This window comes from Caloramator sp. Dgby_cultured_2, assembly GCF_028872215.1.
In the GTDB taxonomy this organism is placed as follows: Bacteria; Bacillota; Clostridia; order Clostridiales; family Caloramatoraceae; genus Caloramator; species Caloramator australicus.
The window spans coordinates 416,777-440,361 of sequence record NZ_CP118396.1; the positions used below are offsets into that span (position 1 = coordinate 416,777).

Sequence of the window (23,585 nt, forward strand, 5' to 3'; positions counted from 1 at the left end):
GTAATATTTCGCGGAATTGTTGACCTAGTGATACGCTGTTTTTATCTAAAAACCTAGTTTAAAATACTCAACATTTGCAGGAAAACCATCGCTCATGGGACGTTTAACTTGCAATGTTACATTCATTGGACCGAGCAAGTTTGATACCTGTGCTTTAATTTCCTTGAAAGTGGCAGCAGATTTTACCACTATATAAAAGTCTGTGATGTGGTCTTGATCTTCTAAAGCTTCCAGCCATTCATTAACAGCATTTACATCAAACAAGATAGTCGCCGAATGTTTATCCGAAACAATAAATTTACTATCTGCTTTGACTAATGATTGTGGTAATTGCGACTTTCCATCCTTACCGCGTAGCAAAGAAACAAGCTGCTTTTTTGCATTAGTTGTTAGTTCCGTAGGATTATCAATAAAGCCAAGCTGATAGAATGAACGCTCTACCTCTTTTGATACTGTTTGGTTTGTGTAATACTCTCCTGATAGGATAGTGCCATCATCACGTTTTCCAAGGATACTATATTTTATCCTAGGCCAAGTAACCGAGCGACATATACCATGTTTTTCCCATTCTGGGTCGCCAGGTTGATATCCTTGTTCGCGTAAAGCTTTTGATTCTGCGTCTGATACTTCGTTATTTGTTACTAAAATACAACGACGGTTACCATTATCCTCTACGTTTAGTAAATTTACCGCATGGAGCGTTGTTCCACTACCAGCAAAAAAGTCGACAATTAAAGCATTTTTCTTTCCTGATACAGCGAATAACAATGCATCATGGACAGCATAGAGTGATTTTGGGTAAGAAAAACCGCCACCAATTATGGTTTTAAGCATATCTGTACCATGGGCTTCTGCATTATATAAAGGATCAGTCCAAACCGCTTTTGGAGGTTCGCTTTCTCTACGTAAAATAATTTCTATTCGATTTCCTCTTTTTCAATAAACATTCTATCTTTTACTGATTCTACGGTATCACGTCCATATCGCCATTTCTTTTCAATGCCATTCTTATCAATTGGCCAAACATAAATTGTACCATCTGCATTATATTCTACTTGAGCTGTAGGGTGTAACTCTTCATCGAGTAAATCACCAAAACCGATGATGTTATAGTTAGAGTCTAGAATTACTGGATAAAAACATGTTGCACCTTCGTAGCGACCTGAAGTGCTTCCCCAACGTCTTAAATTATATACATCTCCACCAGTATGTTGCTTGCGAAAAATAATACTTTCTGATGAATATGAAAATATTGCATATTCATGAGTCACAGAAAATTTTTGCCCTGAGTTCCGCCGGGATTATGCTGAATGGTTATGCAGGTATGAGTTAGGTTTGGAAAAATTTCGTGAAGGAGAATCCATAGATGAGCATATTCATTGTCATCTATTGTAGTAATCAAAACACCATCATCAGCAAGTATTCTTTTTGCTATCTTTAAACGTTTCTGCATCATGGATAGCCATTTACTATGACGCCAATTATCAGTGGAATCAACATAATCATTATTATATTTCCAATCCCGAGCACCGGTATTGTATGGTGGATCTATATAAATGCAGTCTACTTTCTTTGGATATAAATATTCTAATAACTGGAGAGCGTGGTAATTATCTGCTTCAATAATAGTGTGCCATAAATTACTGTCAGGTGCATTCTCTACAGCAGCAATTGGCTGAAGCATGGGGAAAATAGGTTCTCCAAATTGAGCAACTGAAACCAACTCCGAAACTGGGATATTTCTAGTATCACCTGTTGTTTTGTTGCGGCAAAGGGCAATATCCTCTTCTATTTTTAACACCGTATACAAATCGTTAATATGACCTGTTTTGAGTGCAACCGTCGAGCCACGTTTTACAGGAACATCATAAAGAGGAGTACATTCAGGAATGTGCTCTTCAAATACAAGACCAAATTTTTTATTTTTGATAAGCGGGCAAATTCCTGTTCTAATCGATCACGCAAAGAAGTGTCAGGAATTTGACGCAGTAAATCATTGATTGCAGCCATATTTTTCATCCTCCTAATATTTAATCATTCGATTCGTATTTACTCCACGAACGACCAAATAGTTCATTACCATCTGATAATCGCAAGATTGCTGTTTCTTCTAAAATCTTGTGCGCTTTCTCAGTTGTAGAATCAGCTTTATCAAACGCAATGAAAACCTGGCGATTACTGGATTGATAACGTTCCAATATATGTTCTAAGTGTATATCCTCAATACGTTTAAGGATATTGGAGTCGTGGATAAGTGCAGGGATTGGACGTAGTTCAAGTATAGTTAAATCGTATATAACTAGGCTCTTGAAAGCGGTTCCCTCACTTGTGTTTCCGGGTGTTTCAAATATAATTTCCTTTTGAGGAGTTATCTGCAAAAGTGGGGCGATTTCCTGCTGTTCAGTTACTACGTCGTTAATCATTTTCATTCGTAGGTTAATGTTATCTTGTATTTCATGTATTATTTCGGTTTGTTGCAGCAGCAAATCTTTTAATTTCCTCTCCGCTTCAATGCGAGCTTCTTGAAGCTCTTTCTGACGAATTAAATCCGCCGTTTCTTCTTCAAGTCTATCAATTGTTTTAGACACATTAACACACTGTGATAGTATTCTCTCTGACATTTCCTTAGCTAAGCCAGTTTCTTTAATTTTTCTATTAAGGCGATTTATTTCTTTATCATATTGATCAATTATTTGCTGCAAACGCTCAATTTCCTGATTCATCTCTTCGCCTAAAATTTCTCTAATTTTCTCATGAAAATATTCAATCTTTTCAAATGCTGCTATATTAGCATTTGGGAAAAAGTGTAACAATGAATCAAATTCACTTGCGATTTCGGCCTTACTATCAGCTATATTGCTCATAATAGCATTAAGCTGCGATTGCAAGCGATTACGTTTGCGAATAAAACTATTCAATTCTTTTTGAATTGCAGTTATTTGTTCGAATGTATGTGTATCAAACCCAAAAACTGCTAATTGCGCTTCTTCGTTGTTTTTCATTAATTTTTGAAGCCTTTTCTTTAAAGACTCGATCATTTTTTGATTGGTTTCGATTTTTTCTATATCCACTCTCTGATGTTGGCGGTATTTGAGCTGCGAAAATTTAATCCCAAGTTCTTCTTCCATGCTCTTAATCGCAGATAGAATTTCATAATGCCCAAAAAGTTTTAATAAAAAATCGACTGCCTTTTCATCTTGTTCACGAGGTTTTACAAGTAATGGATACTTTTCAAGCGTATTTTCGCGCCCATAAATGCGGAAAAAACGCTCAGTTATATCTGAAAATGTAAGAGAGGGGATACCAACTTTATATTCTTGAAATAGAAAGCTACGAAATTCATCAAGTGTCAATTTTGTAATAAAATGTCCGTCCTTATCACTTCGATATACATTTTTAGTATCTTCAGTATTTCTATAAAAATAGTATGGTTGTCCTTCAAACTCGTAAGTGAAATGGATGGTATGTGGGCCTATTTCCTTTTTTATATCATCCGACATGGAGTAGTATCTGTCACCGCCGAATGCATAATCTATAACCCACAGAAATGTTGATTTTCCTATTGCATTAATACCGCTGGAACTGCCCAAAACCGTGTTTAATCCTTCATTAAGTTTTATCACTTGATGATTTGGAGCAAATTTATCGCATCGTATCTCTTTTAACATAGCGCAATACCCTCTTTTCCTCAATTAGTTTAATTCTGCCTAATGCAAACAAGCAGTCTAAAGCACTTAGAAAATCAGCCATGTTTTTTGGCGTGGCATGGTTCGTTCAAATAATTCTTTTGGGGACATATCTTGCTGTGACAATGCTTCTAAAATACCTGGAAAAAGCGCAATAATACTGTTTGAATATGATGTTACTTTATTTGGTAATCTCATCGAACACCTCACACCTTTGCACGAAGTAGGAGATTATTATCTCACAAGCCTCTCTGTATTTACGACCGGTCTTTTCAAATAATGTCTCAACAAGGAGGTTGTAAATAGCACTTTGTGAAATCTGTGATTCACTAGCATCTTCATACATCCGTTTAATACTTTTAGCAAATCTATCCACATTTAATTTATTTTCTCCGGCTAACCGATCTAATGTATCATTTACTCCTTCATAAAACCGTCTAACATCAAAAAGCACTCTTTCTTTCAGGCGTTTTTCAGTAATTTTATTTTCAACCTTAATAGGTTCCATTTTGAGTTGTGTATCGGCTGTAACATCCATTAGATCAACTTCTCGAAGTATTTGTTCAATTTGCTTTTCTATTTCATGTCTTGATGTAGCATCTCTTGCCTTAACAAGTATTTCTAAGTCATGCTTGTCGGATAATAAAGCCAATTTATCTTCTTCAGATAAATTTCGAATTTCGCGTTCACAGTCAACACATAGAATAATATCGTCAGTTTCTGAAAGGCGAACGATCTTAGCGTAGTTAATATCGTTGCCTTCTTTTTTATACCAAGAATTCTACCGCACTTTTGGCATCTGCCGCCCGTTTCAGCTAGTAGCACCAAAGCTCGAGCATCGATCGCAACTTCATTAGCGGCTTCCATAGAAAAATTATTGTAAGTTGTAATAAATTTAATGCTTTTCTTTTGAGTTTCAAAGGATTGTATGTACTCATCGGTTATCTCTCTTACACTATTTTCACAATTCCTGTTTTCGACATTAAGTACTGTATAAAGAAATATTCCGGCAAGAAAGTCTTCCAGAACAAATGAATTACAGCTAACAATATCCTCCTTTGTCATGTTATTTACTTTCTCAACAATTGTTTCAGGTTCGATTGTGTCATCAGAAGCAATGATGTCCTTCAATGCAAGAACTATTAGGCTATTTTTATTACTATCCAACATGGGGAGGACTTTCTCCTTAAAGAAAACCGAAATATCACGAGCATCTACATCCGGAGCAGCATCGGTTACAACAGGTGAAAGATTTTTTTACCTAATATCAAATCTGAAACGGTGCCATCATCGCTGCGAATATCATAAGTAGGCGCAATAGAAAGCAGCATGGTACCGCACAATTGCTTTTGTGTTACTCTTTTTGCCATGCAAATCTTTAAAATTGTTGCAAAAGTGCCAAAACATAGCTTCTTCATGTATTGCGCCCTCCTGTTATTTTGTTTTATTGGTTGGAATATCGTCGTCAACATAGTCGACAATATCGCCTATGTTGACATCAAGAGCTTTACAGATTCTTCCTAACACATCCATGCTTACCGGCAAATCTTTACTCAACTTCGCTATTGTTGTCGATGTTAAATTCGTCATCGCCATCAGATCTTTTTTCATCATCTTTTTATCAATTAATAGTTTCCAAAGTTTATTATAACTAAATGCCATTTTAATCGCCTCCAAGCACTATTGGATGGTATTCCCAACAGGTTATTTATTATTATAGCAATTAACTATACAAATTACAATTAGTTATTTATATATACAAACTTCGGCTTTACAAACGCTTATGTTAGTTTTGTTCCAAAAATAAATGGAGATTTGCGGAGTTTCAGCGGAGTAACAGCGGAGTCATAGCCGAGGACTTCAGGTGCTCGAATTAATAAAATTTAGATAGACGGCGGAACAAAGCTGTAATTTAAGAAAAAGGAGGGTAACTCATGAAAGATATTCGCGATTTCAATGGTCGCTTAGTCTGTAAAGCTGACGCAGCCACAGGTCTTGTAGAAGTTGCATATAAACGATGTAAAACCAATACACAGATACCTATCGGAGGAAGATTGAAGATTGAACGTGATGGGGTTGTCACAATAATCAAACGAATAAATGATGCTGCTTTTCATGTAGAAAGCTATGTCTGCGCAGCATAAGACGTTAATCAACTAAATAGAAAATCCGCGGAGCTGCATGACGGCCAGGATTAATTCTCATACCAGAGAATTATCCCGGCCGTCATTTTGTTCTACGGATTTTCGGCTCCTGCGGATTTCAAAAATCTGAAATTCAAGGAGCTGAGAAAAATGAAAATCAAATATCACTTCAACACTGAAACCATTGAAATTGAAGTATCTGAAGAGTGGGGAGAAATTCTGGTCGAACTTGACCGTCAGGAATACAACATTAACCATAAAGAGACTCGCCGACATACATCACTTGATGCAATGAAATATGAGGGAGAGATTTTCGCAAGCAATACCGACATTGCCGCAGAGTATATAAGAACTCAAGAAAATGAGACATTGCTAAAAGCCATCGATAGTCTTCTCCCACAGCAAAAAGAACTGGTATGAAGGGTGTACTTCAATAATGAATCCCTTGCTTCAATAGCACGAGAAGAAGGGGTCAGTAAGATGGCTATTACAAACCGCATGAAAAAGATCCATGAAAAACTAAAAAAATTTTGAGTTAGGGGATTTACTTTTACTGTTTTCGTGGCCTAACAGTGAGGGCCAAAACATCAGTCCTAAGAAAGATGAGGTGAAAAGAGCATATGAAACACAAACTCAAAATCAATATCTCGGATAATGACAGAGATTTAGGTATTGTGAAATGTCGCAATGTCACTCTACGAGAAAGGTTTTTGCAATATCTGCTGGGGAGAAAACAGAGAGTAACGATTATTGTTCCTGGTAACAGTGTAAAGTCTGTCGATATCCGCGAAGTTTCGGAGGTAGATGATCTTGATGCATTCTAAACGCGAAGAAATTATTCCAATGCCCATAAAGGGCAGACCATATAAGCATCAGATTCGTGCTTTCAATTTCATCTGCAGTCTATTTGGGCTTTTGAAGGGTGGTGGTGTTTCTGCCATTTCCGGATGGGGTGCAGCGCTCCTGATGGAAATGGGCTGAAAAGCACCGGGAAAACTCTTGTCTCAATCGCCATTATAGGAGCATTGCTTGCTGCAGGAAGAATAAAACGTGTGCTGATTGTTGCGCCACTTTCCATTCTGGGAGTGTGGGAAGACGAATTTAAACGGTTCGCAGATTTTCCATATCAGCTTGTAGTCCTTAATGGCACGATTCAGAAGAAAATCCAACAGCTAAGATTTTTAACTGGCGAAGGTATCCATGTGGTGGTAGTCAACTATGAATCAGCGTGGCGAATGGAAAAGGAACTGGCAAACTGGCATCCTGACCTTATCATTGCCGATGAAGGACACAAAATTAAAACTCATAATACAGCGGTTTCAAAAGCAATGCACCGGTTGGGCTTGCTTGCCCGGTGTCGGCTCTTGCTGACAGGAACGGTTATAACCAACAAAGCCATAGATGTATTCAGCCAGTACAAGTTTCTTGATCCTCGTATCTTTGGAAATAGCTTCTATGCATTCCGAAACCGGTATTTCAACATGGTTGGCTATGGCAACCATACGCCAGTGCTGAAAAAATCAATGGAACAGGATTTGATGAAAAGGATCCACAGCATCGCCTTCCGGGCGACCAAAGCGGAGTGCCTGGATTTGCCGGAAACCACCGATATTATTCGCCATATTGAGCTTGAGCCTGTCACTTTAAAGAAATATAAAGAGCTTGTCAAACAAAGCTATACTGAGCTGTCAGCAGGAGAAGTAACAGCTACAAACATACTGACACGCTTGCTTCGTCTTTCGCAATTAACCGGCGGCTTCATCGGAAGCGATGACGGTGGGAAAATCGAGCAAGTCAGTGATGCCAAGTTGAAAGCTCTTGAAGATATCCTTGAAAGCAGTATTCAAGAAGGACATAAGCTGGTTGTCATAGCAAGGTTTATCCCTGAAATTCATGCTATATGCAGGTTGCTGGAGAAAAAGAACATCGGCTATGCGTGTATTTATGGTGCGACTAAGGATCGCCAAGAGCAAGTAAACCGGTTTCAATGTGATCCCGACTGCATGGTGTTTGTAGGCCAGATTGCAACCGCTGGACTCGGTATTACGCTGACTGCTGCAAGCACAATGGTATTTTACTCCCTTGATTATTCCATGTCGAATTTCGAGCAGACAAAGGCCCGCATCCATAGAGTTGGACAGAAGAATGGCTGCACATATATCTACCTTATTGCCAAGGGCATGTGGATTCAAAAATCCTGACTGCCCTACGCAATAAGGCAGATCTTGCAAAAATGCTTATAGACGACTACCGCAAAGGAGCAAATCCTTTTGCCCCAGAGGGAGGTGAAAGCTATGAGCGATAATGCGATGTTTGAACTTGCTGACCGTCTTAAGGAGCTTCGCGATGCAAAAAAGGCCGCGGAAGAGGAACTAAAAAGCATTAATGCAGAGATTGACGATGTTGAATACCGCCTGTCTGAGCTGATGATCAGCAGTGAGACGCAAAACTTCACAAGAGCAGGAACAATGTTCTGCCTTTCAACGACAACAAGAGCCAGTGCTGCCGCAGGCATGAAGGAAGAACTGCTTGACGCTCTGCGCAGTAAAGGCTTTGGAGAACTCATCTATGAAACAGCCAATGCAAATTCCCTGTCAGCATTTGTTAAAGAACAGATTGCGGAGAATGGGGACGAGCTTCCGGACTGGCTGAAAGGCCTTGTGAATGTCTTCGAAAAGACAACAGTAACTGTGCGGAAAGCAGCAAGATAAATAGCTTCAGAAAGCAATGCTCCAATATCAATGTTCAAGGAATAACTGCTCGAAGAACAATGCTTCAAAGAACAATGATATAGATTACATTTCAAATTCATATCAAATTCATATTTACGGAGGTATAAAAGCATGAAAAACAATGAACTCGTAACTATTAGCGAAAATACAGGTTTTCTTCAGCTCGCTGATTTCAATCTTGACGAGGCAATGGCATCAGAACTTGACGGTCTTGACATGACTTTTGAACGCATAAAAATCCCGTCCGCAGGCAGCACAGTATTTGAAGTGCCTGGTGAGAATCCCGGAGAACCTGATACTGTCAAGGAATTCTCAGCGGTAATTCTTTATCATCATCCACTTTATGCATACTACAAGGACAAGTATACCGGAGGCAGTAACCCACCGGATTGCGGAAGCTTTGATGGTATAACCGGCGAAGGAGACCCCGGAGGAAGCTGTTCTAAATGCCCATATAATCAGTTCGGTTCGGGGAAAACGGCAGCAAAGCTTGCAAGAACCGCCGCAGGATATATGTACTGCGTGAAGGGGAGATTTTTCCGTTGATACTCTCATTGCCAACAGGATCGTTGAAAGAGTTTTCCCGCTACATCAAAAGGCTGCTTTCTAAAGGTAAAAAATCGAACAGCGTAGTTACCCGCTTTTCATTGAAAAAGGCGACTAACTCAAGCGGTATCACCTATTCCCAAGCTCAGTTTGCTGTAGATCGGGATCTGACCGCTGACGAATATGCGTTGATATCCAAGCTTTCCGAGCAGGTCAAAGCATTCAGTACCCGAGTCGGCCATGACACTGAACCTGCCGGTGAAGAGGTAATAAATGTAGACCCTGAATCAGGTGAAATTACTGAGCCGCTTAAGTGATCAAAGGCCCTATCGGAGGAACTTTCTATCTCCGATAGGGCGGAAAGGAGAACCGCATGGGATACAAATGTGTTTATATGCTATCTGAAATACAAGAGTATCTGAAAAACACTGTCCTATTTGCTTTCGATTTTGAAACCTCGCCTTGCGATAAATGGAGGAACGATAAAAGTGCAGCTCTGGATGCTCATAAAGCAGATATTACAGGAATCAGTTTTTCAGTATCAGAAGGGACTGCTATATATGTCCCACTTAAACATCGTAGCGGGCGAAATGCAGAGAATCAGGCGGCAATATGGGATTATCTGAAATTACTATTCGAATCAAAAGATGTAATAAAAGTTGCTCATAATCTGGCTTTTGAGTCTATGTTCCTTTACGCAAGATGTATCGTCCTTCAAAAGCCTTGCTATGACACGATTGCAGCATCACAACTTACATTAAAAAGCAAGTGGGAGTTCAGAAGTCTTGCTGACAGCGGACTTAAAACGCTTGCACCTGCACTCTGCAAAGCAGAAATGACAGAATTCTCAACGGTTACTGAAGGTCGGTTTTTCGATGAATTGAACCCTCAGGATGAGAAGACTGTCCGCTACGCTTGTGCTGACAGCGACTACACTCTTCGCTTGTATCATGTTTTCAATCAGTGGTTTGATAGATTTTTACCCAAACACAGAACTATTGTGGAAGAGGTAGAATCGCCTACATCAGTATATGTCGGGATAATGAAGTATAACGGCATATTGGTGGATAAGTCAGCCATGCTGAAGAAACAAGCGGAAGCCGCAGAAAAGATTGTCAGTATCAGAAAAGAGATTGCCGGAATTATCGGCAATGTAGAGATTGGGGCAAATGCTTCAACTTCAGCATTTAAAAATATCTTTTGTGGATCTCGGTCTTCCGGTAATGAAAACGACCGCAAAACATCAGGAAGCTGCCGATGATGAAACCATGATCCTATTAAAAGGATGGTGTGAATCCAACAGGCCTGAACTTGCTCGCTTATTTGAACTGGTGCAGGAATACCGCAAGTGGGGAAAACTCAAATCCACCTATATAGACGGGTATCTTCGATTTATCGATGAAAATACCGGCAGGATTCATCCGGATCTTATGCCACTGGGTACAGAGACAGGGCGGTTTGCTTCAAGAAATCCGAATATGCAGAATTGTCCGCAGAAAGACAATGACCCAATAGGCGTATGAAAATTTATCATTGCACCGGAAGGAAAGGTTCTTTTATCCCTTGACTTTTCACAGATAGAACTGCGCGTCGGAGCGTTTTATTGCAGGGACAAACGTATGCTGGAAACCTATCGTACTGGCGGTGATATCCATGCTCAGACCACTTCTGTTATTTACCGCATTCCTTTTGAAGAGGCAGCAGACAAAAATGCTCCGCATTATAAAGAGCGCAGGACCATTGCAAAGAACTGCAATTTCGGTGTGTTCTATGGCCTGTTTCCTACTGGCTTACAGAGAACACTTAAATTTAAAGCTGGGCTGAACCCAACTTTGTCCGAATGTGAGACCATCATTCAAAACTTGAAATCCGGATACCCCGGTCTTGCCAAATGGCAGGATGAGGTAAAAAAGCGGGCTGCTGTAAGCTGCTATTCAGAAACATGGCTGGGCAGGCGAAGATACTTGCTGGGAATTCGGTCATCAGATTGGGGCAAGAAGTCGTTTGCCGAGCGGTGCGCATTAAATACACCTATTCAAGGTACAGCGGCAGATATTCTAAAGCTTGCCTGTGGGCGCATCATCAGTGGACTTCCCGAAAGGCTTTGGCTGAAACCTATGCTGCAGATACATGACGAGCTGGTTTTTGAATTACCGGAAGACAAGGTGGACGAAGCAGTTGTTTTTATAAAAGAGTGTATGGAAACACAACCCTTCCCTGAATTTGATGTACCTATTGTGGCAGAGGCTTCGGTAGGAAGAAATTTTGGAGAAATGAAAGAAATGGAGGATTGATATTATGACTAATTTACAGGTTTTTAAGAATACAGAATTTGGAGAACTTAAAGTATTCGTTATTGATGGAAAGGAATACTTTCCTGCAACGGATTGTGCAAGGATGCTAGGATATAGTAACCCTCGTGATGCGATACAACGCCATTGCAAACCAGACGGGGTCGTGAAACACGACGGGGTCACCTTAACTACAAATCAATATGGTGTCTCGACTGAACAGCATGTTGAACGGACTTATATTACAGAGGGAAATCTATATCGTCTCATTATACGTAGCAAACTTCCTGCTGCTGAACGCTTTGAAAGATGGGTCTTTGATGAAGTGCTGCCCACGATCAGAAAATATGGAGTTTATGCTACAGATAAAGTTATCGAAGAGATGATTTCTAATCCGGAGTATGGCATCAGGATTTTCTCTGAACTAAAGGCAGAACGCGACAGGCGGAAAGCTTTAGAAATAGAAAATGCAAAGAATAAACAGATTATCAGTGAGCTAAAGCCCAAGGCGAGCTATTATGATCTCATATTGCAAAATAAAAGCCTTGTGCCGATCAGCAAGATTGCCAAGGATTACGGAATGTCTGGCCGCGCTTTCAATAAGCTGCTTCATGAGCTTGGAGTATAATACAAAATGGGAAACTGCTGGCTTTTATATCAGGAGTATGCCGATCAAGGATACACGCAGTCCAAGACCCACGCTATTGATGCAGAAAGAAGCGTAATGCACACATATTGGACACAAAAAGGAAGGCTATTTATCTATGACCTTCTTAAAAACAAGAAAGGTATATTGCCTGTAATCGAACGTGAACAAAAAAGCGCATAGGCAGGGGGTAATACCATGAGTATCAGCAAGTTTAACGCGGAAGGATATTACGACCCCACACCCTATGAAGCACTGCTTAGGATTGAGCGAGAGGCCAGGAAAGCGCCTTACAGACCGATGGTATTTATCTGCAGCCCATATGCTGGTGATATAGAACGTAATATCCGTAAGGCTCAGGGATACTGCCGCTTTGCAGTGAGCAGGAATTGCATACCTATTGCTCCGCACCTCTTGTTTCCGCAGTTTATGGACGACGATGATGAACAAATGCGAAATCTGGGCTTGTACTTTGGCATGGTATTGATGTCAAAGTGCTCAGAAGTGTGGGTATTTGGCAGAAAAATTACTAAAGGGATGTCCATTGAGATTGAAAAGGCAAAGCAGCGCAGCATTCCGATCCGGTATTTTAATGAACGATGCGAGGAGGTGCAGTGTAAGTGAGCATCTCATTCCCTAAAGAATTGGCAAACCGGAAGCAATGGATCTGCTGGCGTCTGGAACCAAACACAAAGGACGGAAGAGACAGTAAAATCCCTTATAATCCCTTAACTGGTAGAAAAGCCTCAAGCACTAACCCAAACGACTGGTCGACGCTTGACGATGCGATTGCGGCAAAAGAACAATACCTCTATACCGGATTAGGTTTTGTATTCGCAAAAAGCGGAGGTTTAGTGGGGATAGACATAGATCACTGCCGCGACAAAAACACTGGGGAATTAAGCGATACCGCCAAGGATATCCTTGAGCGGTTTCCGTCCTATACGGAAATCAGCCCTTCAGGAACTGGGCTTCATATTTTCTATAAAGGGGAGATGCCTGCTAAGGGCAATAAAAACACTAAAACCGGCGTTGAAATGTATGCCCACAGCAGATACTTCACAATGACTGGCGAGCGACTGCCAGGGACTCCTGATTACATTGCTGAAGATAATGGAGCTCTAGCCTGGATACATGAGAATTATATCAAAAGTAAAAAGCGGAGAGGAAAAAGCAAGAAAGACAGTAAGGTGGTTAAGCTAGAGCCGCTTACAGATGAAGAAATTCTGGAGAAAGCCCGGACAGCCGAAAACCATAAGGAATTTAATCTGCTATGGGAAGGAAAATGGCAGGAAGCAGGGTATCCGAGCCATTCCGAAGCCGACCTTGCCCTTTGCTGTATGCTAGCTTTCTGGTCAGGCAAAAACAAAGAGCAGATGGACAGGCTGTTTAGAAATTCCGGGTTATTCCGGGAAAAGTGGGATACGTACATCATGCAAGTGGAGCAACATATGGGCAGGAGACACTGGATAAGGCCATTGAAGTCACAGAGAACGTATACAGCCGCGAAAGCGAGTCAGTTATCTTTGAACATGAGGGCAGGTATTACCGCACCAGAGGCGAAAGTGTGTATCCTATAACAAACTTTATCATTCAACCGGTGGAGATGATTGTATCAGAAGATGAAACGCAGATGACTGCTGACCTTATTACAATTCGTGATGAAATATACCGCCAGACATTTATGACTACCGACTTCAATAACATCCAAAAATTTAAAAATATCTTGAACCGCCGGACGATATCCTTAGGCTATTTTGGCTCAGAAGGAGATTTGGAACTGCTGAAAGGTTATATATCTGAAATGGAGTGGGTAAGGAAAACAGGGGTCAAGGCTCTTGGGATTTATGAGCATGGCGGGCGGATGGTATATGTTTCAACGGATGGTGCCATTGAAGCCGGAAGCAACATTGTTGAAGATATCGTGCAGCTTGATAAGTATAAAAGCATAACAACCGATATCCTAATCTTTGAGCCATTGACAAAGGAACAGCTTATTATACTTGGTGAATGGCTCCTCAGCTATAACGAACCCATAAAAACGGTATCAGTAATGGCCTGGGTGGCCGGATGCTTTATTAAACCGCATCTTAAAAAATCAGGCATCAAGTTTCCTCATTTATTGCTTGTCGGAGAACAAGGCAGCGGAAAAAGTAATACATTGGAGCGGGTTATTCTGCCGGTATTTTCGTGCAGTAAAATCCGCGCGGCTACACAGGTTACTGCATTTACACTGATGAAGGAATCTGCATCATCGAATCTGATACCGCAGTTGATGGATGAGTTCAAGCCTTCAAAGATAGATAAGTTAAGGCTAAATGCCTTATACAACCATCTTCGAGATGCATATGATGGCCATGAAGGTGTCCGCGGTAGGGCGGATCAAAGTGCTGTTACTTATGAACTGTTGGCACCTATTATTGTAGCTGGTGAGGAATCGCCGGATGAAGCGGCCATCAGAGAACGGAGCATAGAATTGCTATTCAGCAAGAAGGACTTAAAACCAGCCAGCCATAGACAAGCATTTTATAAGCTGTGTGCAAAAGCGGATCTGCTTGGCAGCTTCGGTCGGAGCCTGCTGGATATAGCACTCAGAGTATCGGTTGCTGAGGCAGAGAAGTGGTATGAGGAAGCAAAGTCAGAGATATCTGATGAGTTTCCATCTCGTATCGTCAATAATCTCGCCTGTTGCTATGCCGGACTGAGCCTAGTAAACAAACTGTGTGAATTCCTTAATGTAACGTGGGCTGAAGTATTTCCCATTAACAAAGGGGCATGTATTCGATATCTTCAAAACGGTGTGCAGGAATACTTGCTGGATGGCGGCAGCAATAACAAGACCATTGTAGAACAGACCCTGGAAATCATGGCCCGGATGAAACTGGCTCCGAATCAAGACTACACTTTTGATAAAGATGGCAAGGTTATCGGGATTCGTTTCTGTGATGTATATGACCGCTATACCAAGTACAGACGCGATTATGCAATCACTGGTGAATGTCTTCCATATAACCAGTTTTTGAAGCAATTGAGGCAAAGTGACTTTTTATAGAGAGCAATAAAACGATGCGTTTCGGGAATGAAACAAAAAAGCGTGGGCTCTTGATTTCTCGATACTGAAAGAGCGATGCGATGTGAGCGGCTTTGAAATCACAGATATTGAGCCTCTTTAGTATTGAAAAAGGTAACAAGGTAACAAAAAGGTAACGCCCGAAACGCTAATGAATAGCCACTTGTTACCGATGTTACCTTTGTTACCTCAACTTTATATATACGCGCGAAAATACCATTGCTTTTTTAAGACTAAAAAATATAAAAATAAAAATATTTGTGTATACACCTACCCCAAAAAGAGGTAACAAGGTAACAAAATCCTGAAAAGCGCTTGGGAAGCTGATTTATGAGATGCCTTATTTGGATGTTACGAGGTTATAAGAGGGAAAAAGGTAACATTTTTGGAGGATGAGCGGTTATGTCTGAAAGAAGTATTGTGACTAAAATACTGCGGTACTTAAAGACAGTACCGGGGTGTTTCTGTTGGAAGGAACATGGTGGTATGTACGGGACAGCGGGGATACCAGATATTATTGCCTGTGTAAATGGGCGGTTTATAGCTTTTGAAGTAAAAACCCCATCGGGAAAGACAACAAAACTGCAGGAAGCAACTATAAGGAAAATCCTCAGTGCCGGAGGTGTGGCAGCGATTGTTCATTCGGTAGATGAGGTGAAGGTTATTCTGGAAAAGCATGGCCTTCTGCAAAGAACGAAGACATAACGAACAAGGGAACAAGCACTGCAAAGCAACGAAAAAAGCATACTGCTTCAAAGATCAAGGTTTTTTATCTTGATTTTTGGAGGTGCGATATGCTGATTGCATGGCAGTATTTAGATAAAAAAGCGGCTGCTGTTGAAGCTTTGAAAGATTACAGCAGCATGCAGTACATTATCGAACACAGTGATGAGGATATATATGAAATTGAAACCCGTATGACAAGCCCTCATAGTGCAAAGATTACCGGAGTTCCGGGCAAACACAATCCCAAAAGCGGCGAAGAACGCCTTGCTGCTTGCCTTGACGAGATTGATGTGTTGAAAGAACGTTACAGACGGGCATTGGAATATATGGAATGGTTCAAGCCTGCTTGGGAAGCCCTGTCGGAGGAAGAACAGTTTATACTGACAGAATTTTTGTTAATGATGTGAGCAAGACAGAAGCTGTAGCAAACATCGGAGAGAAGCTGTTTCTTGAAAGAGCACAGGTGTACCGCAGGAAGGACAAGGCACTTAATCATCTGGCACTGCTTTTATACGGGAAGTAGTAATGAGATTTTTATGAGATGTAAAACACAGGTATCCAATATATAATGATATCGTGAAAAAATGACATTAAAACGCATAAGCCCTTCGGGGCTTTTTCTTATGACATAAAACGGGAGTGAAGAAAGATGTATGATAATTGTTTTGGCAGTAACGGAAGGAATGGCTGCAATATCCTGACTATACACAAGTGCTTGCAAGATAAATGTTCCTTCTATAAAAGCACCCAGGAGTTAGAGGAAGATAGAAAAAGGCTTATCTTTTGCTTGCAGCTTTACCACCCGATATGCAGAGATATATTTCAGATAAGTATTATAACGGCAGGATGCCATGGGCAAAAAGTAAATGTTCTGTTTAGTATTCCAGATGAGATTTTTATGAGATGAAATTCAGTAAAAAACCAAATATAATGGTATTGTGAAAAGTTATGGATAAGCCTTCATGGGATGAACCTGTGAGGGCTTTTTTATACGCGTAAAGGAGGTGGCCAGATGCCAAGAAAACCAAAAAGGCCTTGCTCCTTTCCTGGCTGTCCTGAACTGACGGACGGAAGATGCTGTGACATGCATCAAAGGCAAATGGATGCTTATTACAGCAAATACGAACGAGATCCCCAAACAAGAAAATGCTATGGCCGGAGATGGAAACGCATCAGGGACAGATATATCTCAGAGCATCCGCTTTGCGAGGAGTGCCAAAAGTATGGAAGGCTTACACCAGCCGAAGAGGTACATCATATTATCCCTTTATCCAAAGGCGGAACCAATGCAGACAATAACCTTATGAGCCTGTGCAAACAATGTCACTCATCGATCACTGCTCGCGAAGGAGAACGATGGGCAAGACGGTAGGGGGTCAAAATCTCTGGTGAAGCAGTTTTGTGCAACGGGCGGGGGTCACGCGCGAAAAATCGCAGTTTCAAACGGGGTATATCCCCTGTTTATTTTTACATGAATCGAGGTGATGTGTATGGCAAAGGACGGTACCAACCGCGGCGGGGCACGTATCGGTGCAGGACAGAAGAAAAAACCTCTGGCGGATAAGATTTTGGAAGGAAATCCCGGCAGACGAAAGCTCATGGTAATGGAGTTTACGGATGCTGCGGAACTGGAAGGAGAGAGCATGCCGCCACCGAGGGATTATCTTGCTGCAAAGCAGAAGAACGGAAAAACAACACTGGCGGTGGAAATATACGAAAAAACATGGCAGTGGCTTAAGGAACGCAGGTGTGTTCACCTTATCCCTGCGCAGCTTATAGAGCAATATGCCCAGAGTGTGGCGCGGTGGATCCAGTGCGAGGAATGTATCACTGAATTTGGCTTTCTTGCTAAGCATCCGACGACTGGCAATGCCATCCCGTCACCTTATGTGGCTATGAGTCAAAGCTTCATGAAACAGGCCAATAACCTGTGGTATCAAATTTATCAAGTCGTGCGGGAAAACTGTGCTACCGAATACAAGGGGCCACTCCCACGATGATGTGATGGAAAAACTCCTGACAGCCAGGAGGGGTGGCTGATGCATAAAACAAATTCAATCTTTCTTAGGGAACTAAGAAAATATAAAGACCATTTAACGAAGCAGCAGTTTAAGACTCTGCGGGGACAAGTAATAAACGGAGATTGTGAGGGCGCAAAAAGGGTCTTAAGAAAATATTGAACAGGAGAATGCAGCATGAACATACAAAAATATCTGTTGAAAAACTTAATCCAGCAGCATACAACCCGCGCAAGGATTTAAAACCCGGCGATAAGGAATATGAAAAGCTAAAACGGTCAATAGAGGAATTTGGCTATGTGGAGCCTGTTATCTGGAACCAAAAACAGGTAATGTGGTAGGCGGGCATCAACGCTTAAAGGTTTTGCTGGACTTGGGACAGACTGAGATAGATTGCGTCGTTGTAGATCTTGACCTGCAGAGAGAAAAAGCGCTTAATCTTGCTCTTAATAAGATTCAGGGAGAGTGGGACGAGAATAAACTGGCTGAACTGATGGCCGAGCTTGACGCAGGCGCGTTTGATGTGTCGCTCACAGGATTTGACGCTTCTGAAATAGACGAACTGCTCAACCGATGGTATGCCAAGGAAGCGGTGCAGGACAGCTTTGACATAGATAAAGCGCATGAGGAAATTGTGCAGTGCGAGCCTGTAACGAAGCGGGGCGATATCTGGCTTCTCGGGAATCATCGCTTGATGTGCGGTGACTCTACTAAGGATGAGGATTTTGAGAAGTTGATGGAAGGGTGTCACGCACAGATGGCAGTGACTTCCCCTCCATATGGGGTAGGCAAAGAATATGAAAAGGCTGGGATTGAACCATGGTTCGAGACAGTACGCCCAGTGATTAGAAACCTGTGCAAGTATGCAGATATTGTCTGCTGGAACTTAGGTGATCTCTATGCCACCGGCTCTCAGTTTATTGAACCCACCAGTGTTTACAGTGTGAATATGTTTTTGGCCAATGGTTACCGCCCTATCTGGATCCGCATTTGGAAGAAACAAGGGCAAAATTTCGGCGTAGGACCTTATCATCTTGTTTCAAACAAGCCGGTTCAGCAATATGAGTATATTTCAGCCTTCAGCAATAAAGGAGAGACTGAGGAATATAACGATCAGGAATATGTATGGCTTTCAGCCTTTGCGGGACACAGTTATAAATTTGTGAAACGGCTTACAAAGGAAGAACGCAAGAAATGGGGCTATGCTGGGATATGGGAGATGACCACTATACGGGCAAACAAGGAGCATCCTGCAATGTTCCCTGTGGAGCTTCCATGGCGGTGCATCAAAATGCACAGCGACAAAGGCGGTATTGTGCTTGAGCCGTTCTCTGGTAGCGGAACTACTATAATTGCGGCTGAACAGACCGAGCGTAAATGCTACGCAATGGAGTTATCCCCTGTTTACTGTGATTTAGCTGTTAAGCGCTGGGAGGAATTCACCGGTGAAAAAGCCATCAAACTGGAGGGTTAAGATTTATGGATATACTGAAAATACCAACAGAAAAACTAAAACCATCTAAATATAATCCGCGGAAAGATTTAAAGCCTGGTGACCCTGAATATGAAAAATTACGTCGGTCTATTGAAGAGTTTGGATATGTAGAGCCGGTTATATGGAATAAACGCACCGGGAATATTGTCGGCGGACATCAGCGTTATAAAAGTACTTACAGCTTTGGGGTATAAGGAGATCGGCTGTGTTGTAGTTGATTTGGATGAACAGCGGGAAAAGGCGCTCAATGTTGCACTGAATAAAATCAGTGGCGAGTTTGATATTCCGCTTTTGACCGATCTGCTTATGGATTTAAATGAAGATGGTTTTGACGTTTCTCTTACCGGGTTTGATGCTTCGGAAATTGATGAGTTGTTCCGTGATAAAACAACCGCTAATGTCAAAGAAGATAATTTCGATACAGAAAAGGCAATTGCAGAGATTAAAACTCCGGTTACCAAAAAGGCGACATATGGGTACTTGGCAGCCACCGCCTGATGTGCGGTGATAGCACCATGCTTTCAGATGTGCAAAAGCTGATGAACGGACAAAAGGCGAGATTTGTTTTCACTGACCCACCCTGGAATGTTGATTACGGTTCAGATACCAGGCATCCAAGCTGGAAGCCAAGACAAATTCTAAATGACAATATGAGCACCGAAGAATTCGGCGCTTTTTTATTGCGCGCTTTTAAATGCATGAAAGAGGTTTCTGAAGCCGGATGCATGACCTATGTGGTAATGAGTGCTCAGGAATGGGGCAGTTTGATGAACGTCATGCGGGAGGCAGGGTATCACTGGTCGAGCACAATTATATGGAAAAAGACAGCTTGGTACTATCAAGAAAGGACTATCATACCCAGTACGAGCCGATCTGGTACGGTTGGCTTGAAGGAACACGCCTTTGCCCGCTTAAAGACCGTAAGCAGTCAGATGTTTGGGAGATACCCCGTCCTAAAGTATCGGAGGAGCACCCTACCATGAAGCCGGTATCGCTTGTAGCAAAGGCAATGCTCAATAGTTCCCATATTGGAGATTTAACTCTTGACCTGTTCGGTGGTTCTGGTATGACAATGATTGCAGCGCAGCAGACCGGGCGGGTTTGTTTTATGATGGAGCTTGACTCGAAATACTGCGATGTGATTGTAAAGCGCTATGTTTCACAATTTGGCGCAGATTCAGTATTCTTGGTAACAGGTAGTAGAAAAATACCTTACGCGGAAACACAGATTGATTAAAAATGTCCTTGCTTTCCCCTCAAAACAGAGCGTTAATATACCCCGCCAATAAAGAAAGGTGGGATTTTTTATGATCATCAGAGCAATTTCAGCTTTTCCGGAGGGAGGTGTATGGAATGAGAAATAACAGCTTCCGCTTTTCACAGAAGGTTGCCGGCCAGGAGAGGAAAGTCATTGCCGCAATAATCGCCGAGGCCCTCGGAGGCCAGGTGCGCTATGCCGGAGCGCCGGGCTTTACCTACGAAGCTGATGGCTGGACGGTTGACAGGGACAGCGTGGTGCATTCGCCGGAAATCGGCCTTGACAAAATCAAAAGCGTCAGGCCGGTGATCGACGCGATGAATATCGCCGGGCTGTCAGCGGAGGAAAACATGACGATTGCGCTTGCTTTGCACGGCTTTGGCGAGGCGAGCCTTGAAAACCTTAAAAACCTGCTGGCAAGCAAGGAAACGCTGCTCAAGAAAGCGCTGTCTGTCAAGCGCAATATTGAAGTTTCGGCTGAAAACGGCGAAATCACATTCCCTTTTGGAATGCGACTTTAAATGCCGACGAGGTGCAGACATATATCACGCTTGCAAGGCAGATGGCGGAACAGGCCGGGACACAAAAGCGCGTGCTGGCTGCCGAAAAACCGGCGGACAATGAAAAGTATGCCTTCCGCTGCTTCCTGCTTAGGCTGGGGTTTATCGGGGATGAATTCAGAACTGAGCGCAAGGTGCTGCTTTCAAGGCTGTCCGGCAACGGGGCGTACCGGAAAGGCAGAGCAAAGGCGGCGGATGGAGATGACTGATTTTCAAAACACCGCCTTCTTTGTGCGGCGTCCGTTTGCGATCGAGGATTTGAGAAAACCGCATCCGCATAAGGAGGAAAAGCCTTTTGCGGTTGTGAAAACTATCGGGCTTTCAAAGATTGACTATGAGAACTTTATTGCCGATCTGTGCGTCGGCCGCCGGTTTATCGAGGAAAATAAGGAACTCTGCCGCATTGACGAAGACGGGGTATGGCAATGCCTGCTGGTACAGCGGCGCGGGCGGCCGGACGGAGTCCTGGTGATGCCGGACGACACGGATTATCCCAAATACGCCGCATATTATCCGGGAGGAGAGGATTGAAAGATGAGCGCAGGAGGCTTTCCTTCAAAAGAAACTGTTCAAAGGCTGAGAGAGGAATATCCGCCCGGAACGCGCGTGGAGCTCATCCGCATGGATGATCCATACGCCGCGCTGAAACCGGGAGATCAAGGCACTGTTTCATTTGTGGATGATATAGGGACTATTTTTGTGGATTGGGACTGCGGTTCAACCCTCGGCGCGGCCTATGGCGCGGACATGATCAGAAAGCTGTAAATGTACACAAATTAAGACGCGAAAAATTGCTCAAAATCCTGCGGAAACTCATGCAGAATTGCCTTGCTATCCTGTGTTTTCAATGGCCTAATGTACACTGCCGAAGGGCAGAAAACACAGAGAAAGCGAGGAGAATGGCGCAATGCTTGAAACGAGATTCGGGATCGAGGTAGAATTTACAGGTATTACAAGGGCGCAGGCGGCAAAGGTCGCCGCGGAGTTTTTGGGCGGGAGGGTCGAAAGCGGCAGCGACTACTACAACACGCAGAAAGTTATCGCGCCGGACGGACGGGTTTGGAAATTCATGAGCGACGGGAGCATCCGGACGCAGAAAAAGGAACGCGGCCGGATTGTGGAGGCGGGCTGGGAATACAGCGTGGAGCTGGTAAGCCCCATACTCACCTACCGGGAGGACATTGAAACCCTGCAGGAGCTGATCAGGAGGTTCCGCAAGGCGGGCGGCTTCAGCAACAGCAGTGCAGGAATTCATGTCCATCTTGACAGCGCAAACCACACGCCAAGAAGCATCCGCAACTTCATCAACATCATTGCCAGCAAGAACGACCTGCTCTACAAGGCGCTGCAGATTGAGCCGGAAAGGATGCGTTTTTGCAAGAAGATGGACGCGGCGCTGGTGGAGAAGATAAACCGCCGCAAGCCGAAGACCATGGCGGCCATTGAGAGCATCTGGTATGAGGGTTACAGCGAAAGCCGCAGCCAGCGATATCATGGAAGTCGGTACTATTTTCTCAATCTGCACAGCTTTTTCAACGGCAACGTATGATCGAGCTTCGCGGCTTCAACAGCGAACTCCACGCCGGGATAATAAGGAGCTACATCGTCCTTGCCTTGGCGCTCAACCATCAGGCGCTGACGCAAAAATGCGCTTCCAGCAAAAAGCCGCAGGTCGAGAACGAGAAGTTTGCCATGCGGACATATCTCAACCGCATAGGACTTATTGGTGATGAGTTCAAAAATTGTCGGGAGCACCTTTGCAAACACTTGGGCGGCAACGCGGCATGGCGGTTTCGGGCGGCATAGATAGACAAGCGCAGGGGCGGATCTCCGCCCCTGCCTTGGTAAATACAAGGAGGATGATACGATGAGCAAAGAAAAAGGAACCATATATTTAGCATACGGAAGCAATCTGAACTTAAGGCAGATGGCATACCGCTGCCCGACGGCAAAAGTGCTGGGGAGTGCAAAACTCACAGGCTACCGGCTGTTATTCCGGGGCGGCAATGGAGGCGCGGTGGCGACGATAGAAAGGCAAAAGGCGGAAGCGTGCCGGTACTGCTCTGGAGAATCACGCCTTATGACGAGGAAGCGCTGGACCGCTATGAAGGCTATCCGCATCTATACCGGAAAGAAACGGTTAAGGTGCGTTTCAAAGGACAAGTGGTTGTCCGCAATGGTGTATATCATGGATGAAGGTAGACATTTGGGAGCACCGGGTCGTTACTATTACGAGGTAATCCGGCAGGGATATATGGACGCGGGCTTTGATATTTCCGTTCTCAATAAAGCGGTGCGGGATTCGGCGGCGCAGGAGACGGGAGATATAGGGAAAGACGCCGCCGGCATAGAAATTTCATAGAAATCCACTTGATGAGAGGAACTTCGTAAGGAGGTTCCTTTTTCTTGTTCA

The 23,585-nt window shown here is 43.0% G+C and carries 25 protein-coding genes and 8 pseudogenes; 23 read left to right on the forward strand and 10 right to left on the reverse strand.

Annotation, left to right across the window (positions count from 1 at the left end; all coding sequences use genetic code 11):
- Positions 1-45: 45 nt before the first annotated feature.
- From PWK10_RS02755 to PWK10_RS02790, 10 genes are all read right to left on the reverse strand, one after another.
- The gene (locus PWK10_RS02755) at positions 46-834 is read right to left on the reverse strand and encodes a hypothetical protein (protein WP_342455608.1); all 789 of its coding nucleotides are present in this window, start codon (positions 832-834) and stop codon (positions 46-48) included.
- Positions 835-917: 83 nt separating this feature from the next.
- A complete protein-coding gene (locus PWK10_RS02760) occupies positions 918-1,271 on the reverse strand; it encodes a hypothetical protein (RefSeq protein WP_274767313.1) in 354 nt (117 codons plus the stop codon).
- Complete coding sequence (locus tag PWK10_RS02765; protein WP_274768079.1) at positions 1,268-1,801, reverse strand: DNA methyltransferase; 534 nt, start codon at positions 1,799-1,801, stop codon at positions 1,268-1,270. Before PWK10_RS02765 ends, PWK10_RS02760 begins: the two co-directional genes overlap by 4 nt.
- 229 nt (positions 1,802-2,030) lie before the next feature.
- Positions 2,031-3,668 carry a DUF2326 domain-containing protein gene (locus tag PWK10_RS02770; RefSeq protein WP_274767314.1) on the reverse strand — a complete coding sequence of 546 codons (1,638 nt, stop codon included), beginning with the start codon at positions 3,666-3,668 and terminating at the stop codon, positions 2,031-2,033.
- A complete protein-coding gene (locus tag PWK10_RS18315) occupies positions 3,643-3,750 on the reverse strand; it encodes an ABC-three component system middle component 7 (protein WP_342455609.1) in 108 nt (35 codons plus the stop codon). Before PWK10_RS18315 ends, PWK10_RS02770 begins: the two co-directional genes overlap by 26 nt.
- Entirely contained in the window at positions 3,735-3,884 is a 150-nt protein-coding gene (locus tag PWK10_RS19360) for an ABC-three component system middle component 7 (RefSeq protein ID WP_446715286.1), read from the reverse strand. The genes PWK10_RS18315 and PWK10_RS19360 overlap by 16 nt, the downstream gene beginning before the upstream one ends.
- The gene (locus PWK10_RS02775; protein ID WP_274767315.1) at positions 3,868-4,338 is read right to left on the reverse strand and encodes an ABC-three component system protein; all 471 of its coding nucleotides are present in this window, start codon (positions 4,336-4,338) and stop codon (positions 3,868-3,870) included. The genes PWK10_RS19360 and PWK10_RS02775 overlap by 17 nt, the downstream gene beginning before the upstream one ends.
- Positions 4,308-4,853: a hypothetical protein gene (locus PWK10_RS02780; RefSeq protein ID WP_274767316.1), complete on the reverse strand. Its 546-nt coding sequence runs from the start codon at positions 4,851-4,853 to the stop codon at positions 4,308-4,310. Before PWK10_RS02780 ends, PWK10_RS02775 begins: the two co-directional genes overlap by 31 nt.
- Positions 4,854-4,921: 68 nt before the next feature.
- On the reverse strand, positions 4,922-5,104 hold the full coding sequence (locus tag PWK10_RS02785; RefSeq protein ID WP_054644783.1) for a hypothetical protein: 183 nt from the start codon (positions 5,102-5,104) through the stop codon (positions 4,922-4,924).
- A 16-nt stretch (positions 5,105-5,120) separates the two neighbouring features.
- A complete protein-coding gene (locus PWK10_RS02790; protein ID WP_028306832.1) occupies positions 5,121-5,348 on the reverse strand; it encodes a helix-turn-helix domain-containing protein in 228 nt (75 codons plus the stop codon).
- Between the two features lie 272 nt (positions 5,349-5,620).
- Here PWK10_RS02790 and PWK10_RS02795 point away from each other — a divergent pair, with 272 nt between their 5' ends.
- The 23 genes and pseudogenes from PWK10_RS02795 (at position 5,621) to PWK10_RS02915 (ending at position 23,534) form a co-directional block, all read left to right on the forward strand.
- Positions 5,621-5,830, forward strand: coding sequence for a hypothetical protein (locus PWK10_RS02795; RefSeq protein ID WP_274767317.1), 210 nt, complete (start codon positions 5,621-5,623; stop codon positions 5,828-5,830).
- Between the two features lie 150 nt (positions 5,831-5,980).
- Entirely contained in the window at positions 5,981-6,250 is a 270-nt protein-coding gene (locus tag PWK10_RS02800) for a hypothetical protein (RefSeq protein WP_274767318.1), read from the forward strand.
- 605 nt (positions 6,251-6,855) lie between these two features.
- A complete protein-coding gene (locus tag PWK10_RS02810) occupies positions 6,856-8,031 on the forward strand; it encodes a DEAD/DEAH box helicase (RefSeq protein WP_274767319.1) in 1,176 nt (391 codons plus the stop codon).
- Between the two features lie 93 nt (positions 8,032-8,124).
- On the forward strand, positions 8,125-8,541 hold the full coding sequence (locus PWK10_RS02815; protein WP_274767320.1) for a gp33 family protein: 417 nt from the start codon (positions 8,125-8,127) through the stop codon (positions 8,539-8,541).
- 132 nt (positions 8,542-8,673) lie between these two features.
- Positions 8,674-9,425 (forward strand): annotated as a pseudogene (locus tag PWK10_RS18320) (hypothetical protein).
- A gap of 56 nt (positions 9,426-9,481) precedes the next feature.
- A pseudogene (locus tag PWK10_RS02830) lies at positions 9,482-11,402 on the forward strand (bifunctional 3'-5' exonuclease/DNA polymerase).
- A gap of 4 nt (positions 11,403-11,406) precedes the next feature.
- Positions 11,407-12,228 (forward strand): annotated as a pseudogene (locus tag PWK10_RS02835) (phage antirepressor).
- 15 nt (positions 12,229-12,243) lie between these two features.
- Positions 12,244-12,669 (forward strand): DUF7768 domain-containing protein, encoded by a 426-nt coding sequence (locus PWK10_RS02840; RefSeq protein ID WP_011838167.1) that lies wholly within the window; start codon positions 12,244-12,246, stop codon positions 12,667-12,669.
- Positions 12,666-13,625 carry a phage NrS-1 polymerase family protein gene (locus PWK10_RS02845; RefSeq protein ID WP_274767323.1) on the forward strand — a complete coding sequence of 320 codons (960 nt, stop codon included), beginning with the start codon at positions 12,666-12,668 and terminating at the stop codon, positions 13,623-13,625. The genes PWK10_RS02840 and PWK10_RS02845 overlap by 4 nt, the downstream gene beginning before the upstream one ends.
- Positions 13,613-15,097 (forward strand): DNA-binding protein, encoded by a 1,485-nt coding sequence (locus PWK10_RS02850; RefSeq protein ID WP_274767324.1) that lies wholly within the window; start codon positions 13,613-13,615, stop codon positions 15,095-15,097. The genes PWK10_RS02845 and PWK10_RS02850 overlap by 13 nt, the downstream gene beginning before the upstream one ends.
- Positions 15,098-15,517: 420 nt before the next feature.
- A complete protein-coding gene (locus PWK10_RS02855; RefSeq protein WP_274767325.1) occupies positions 15,518-15,820 on the forward strand; it encodes a VRR-NUC domain-containing protein in 303 nt (100 codons plus the stop codon).
- Positions 15,821-15,909: 89 nt separating this feature from the next.
- Positions 15,910-16,248 (forward strand): hypothetical protein, encoded by a 339-nt coding sequence (locus PWK10_RS02860; RefSeq protein WP_274767326.1) that lies wholly within the window; start codon positions 15,910-15,912, stop codon positions 16,246-16,248.
- 242 nt (positions 16,249-16,490) lie between these two features.
- Positions 16,491-16,748: a hypothetical protein gene (locus tag PWK10_RS02865; protein ID WP_274767327.1), complete on the forward strand. Its 258-nt coding sequence runs from the start codon at positions 16,491-16,493 to the stop codon at positions 16,746-16,748.
- A 105-nt stretch (positions 16,749-16,853) separates the two neighbouring features.
- Positions 16,854-17,213 carry an HNH endonuclease gene (locus PWK10_RS02870; RefSeq protein ID WP_274767328.1) on the forward strand — a complete coding sequence of 120 codons (360 nt, stop codon included), beginning with the start codon at positions 16,854-16,856 and terminating at the stop codon, positions 17,211-17,213.
- Between the two features lie 118 nt (positions 17,214-17,331).
- A pseudogene (locus tag PWK10_RS02875) lies at positions 17,332-17,881 on the forward strand (P27 family phage terminase small subunit).
- 148 nt (positions 17,882-18,029) lie between these two features.
- A pseudogene (locus PWK10_RS02880) lies at positions 18,030-19,333 on the forward strand (site-specific DNA-methyltransferase).
- Between the two features lie 5 nt (positions 19,334-19,338).
- Positions 19,339-20,591, forward strand: a pseudogene (locus PWK10_RS02885) (site-specific DNA-methyltransferase).
- 116 nt (positions 20,592-20,707) lie between these two features.
- A complete protein-coding gene (locus PWK10_RS02890; RefSeq protein WP_274767329.1) occupies positions 20,708-21,133 on the forward strand; it encodes a hypothetical protein in 426 nt (141 codons plus the stop codon).
- A gap of 41 nt (positions 21,134-21,174) precedes the next feature.
- Positions 21,175-21,381 carry a hypothetical protein gene (locus PWK10_RS02895; RefSeq protein WP_274767330.1) on the forward strand — a complete coding sequence of 69 codons (207 nt, stop codon included), beginning with the start codon at positions 21,175-21,177 and terminating at the stop codon, positions 21,379-21,381.
- Positions 21,368-21,703, forward strand: coding sequence for a hypothetical protein (locus PWK10_RS02900; protein ID WP_274767331.1), 336 nt, complete (start codon positions 21,368-21,370; stop codon positions 21,701-21,703). Before PWK10_RS02895 ends, PWK10_RS02900 begins: the two co-directional genes overlap by 14 nt.
- Before the next feature lie 3 nt (positions 21,704-21,706).
- Positions 21,707-21,937 (forward strand): DUF4314 domain-containing protein, encoded by a 231-nt coding sequence (locus PWK10_RS02905; RefSeq protein ID WP_013297311.1) that lies wholly within the window; start codon positions 21,707-21,709, stop codon positions 21,935-21,937.
- A 142-nt stretch (positions 21,938-22,079) separates the two neighbouring features.
- Positions 22,080-22,978: pseudogene (locus PWK10_RS02910) on the forward strand (amidoligase family protein).
- A gap of 61 nt (positions 22,979-23,039) precedes the next feature.
- Positions 23,040-23,534, forward strand: a pseudogene (locus PWK10_RS02915) (gamma-glutamylcyclotransferase family protein).
- Positions 23,535-23,585 lie beyond the last annotated feature (51 nt).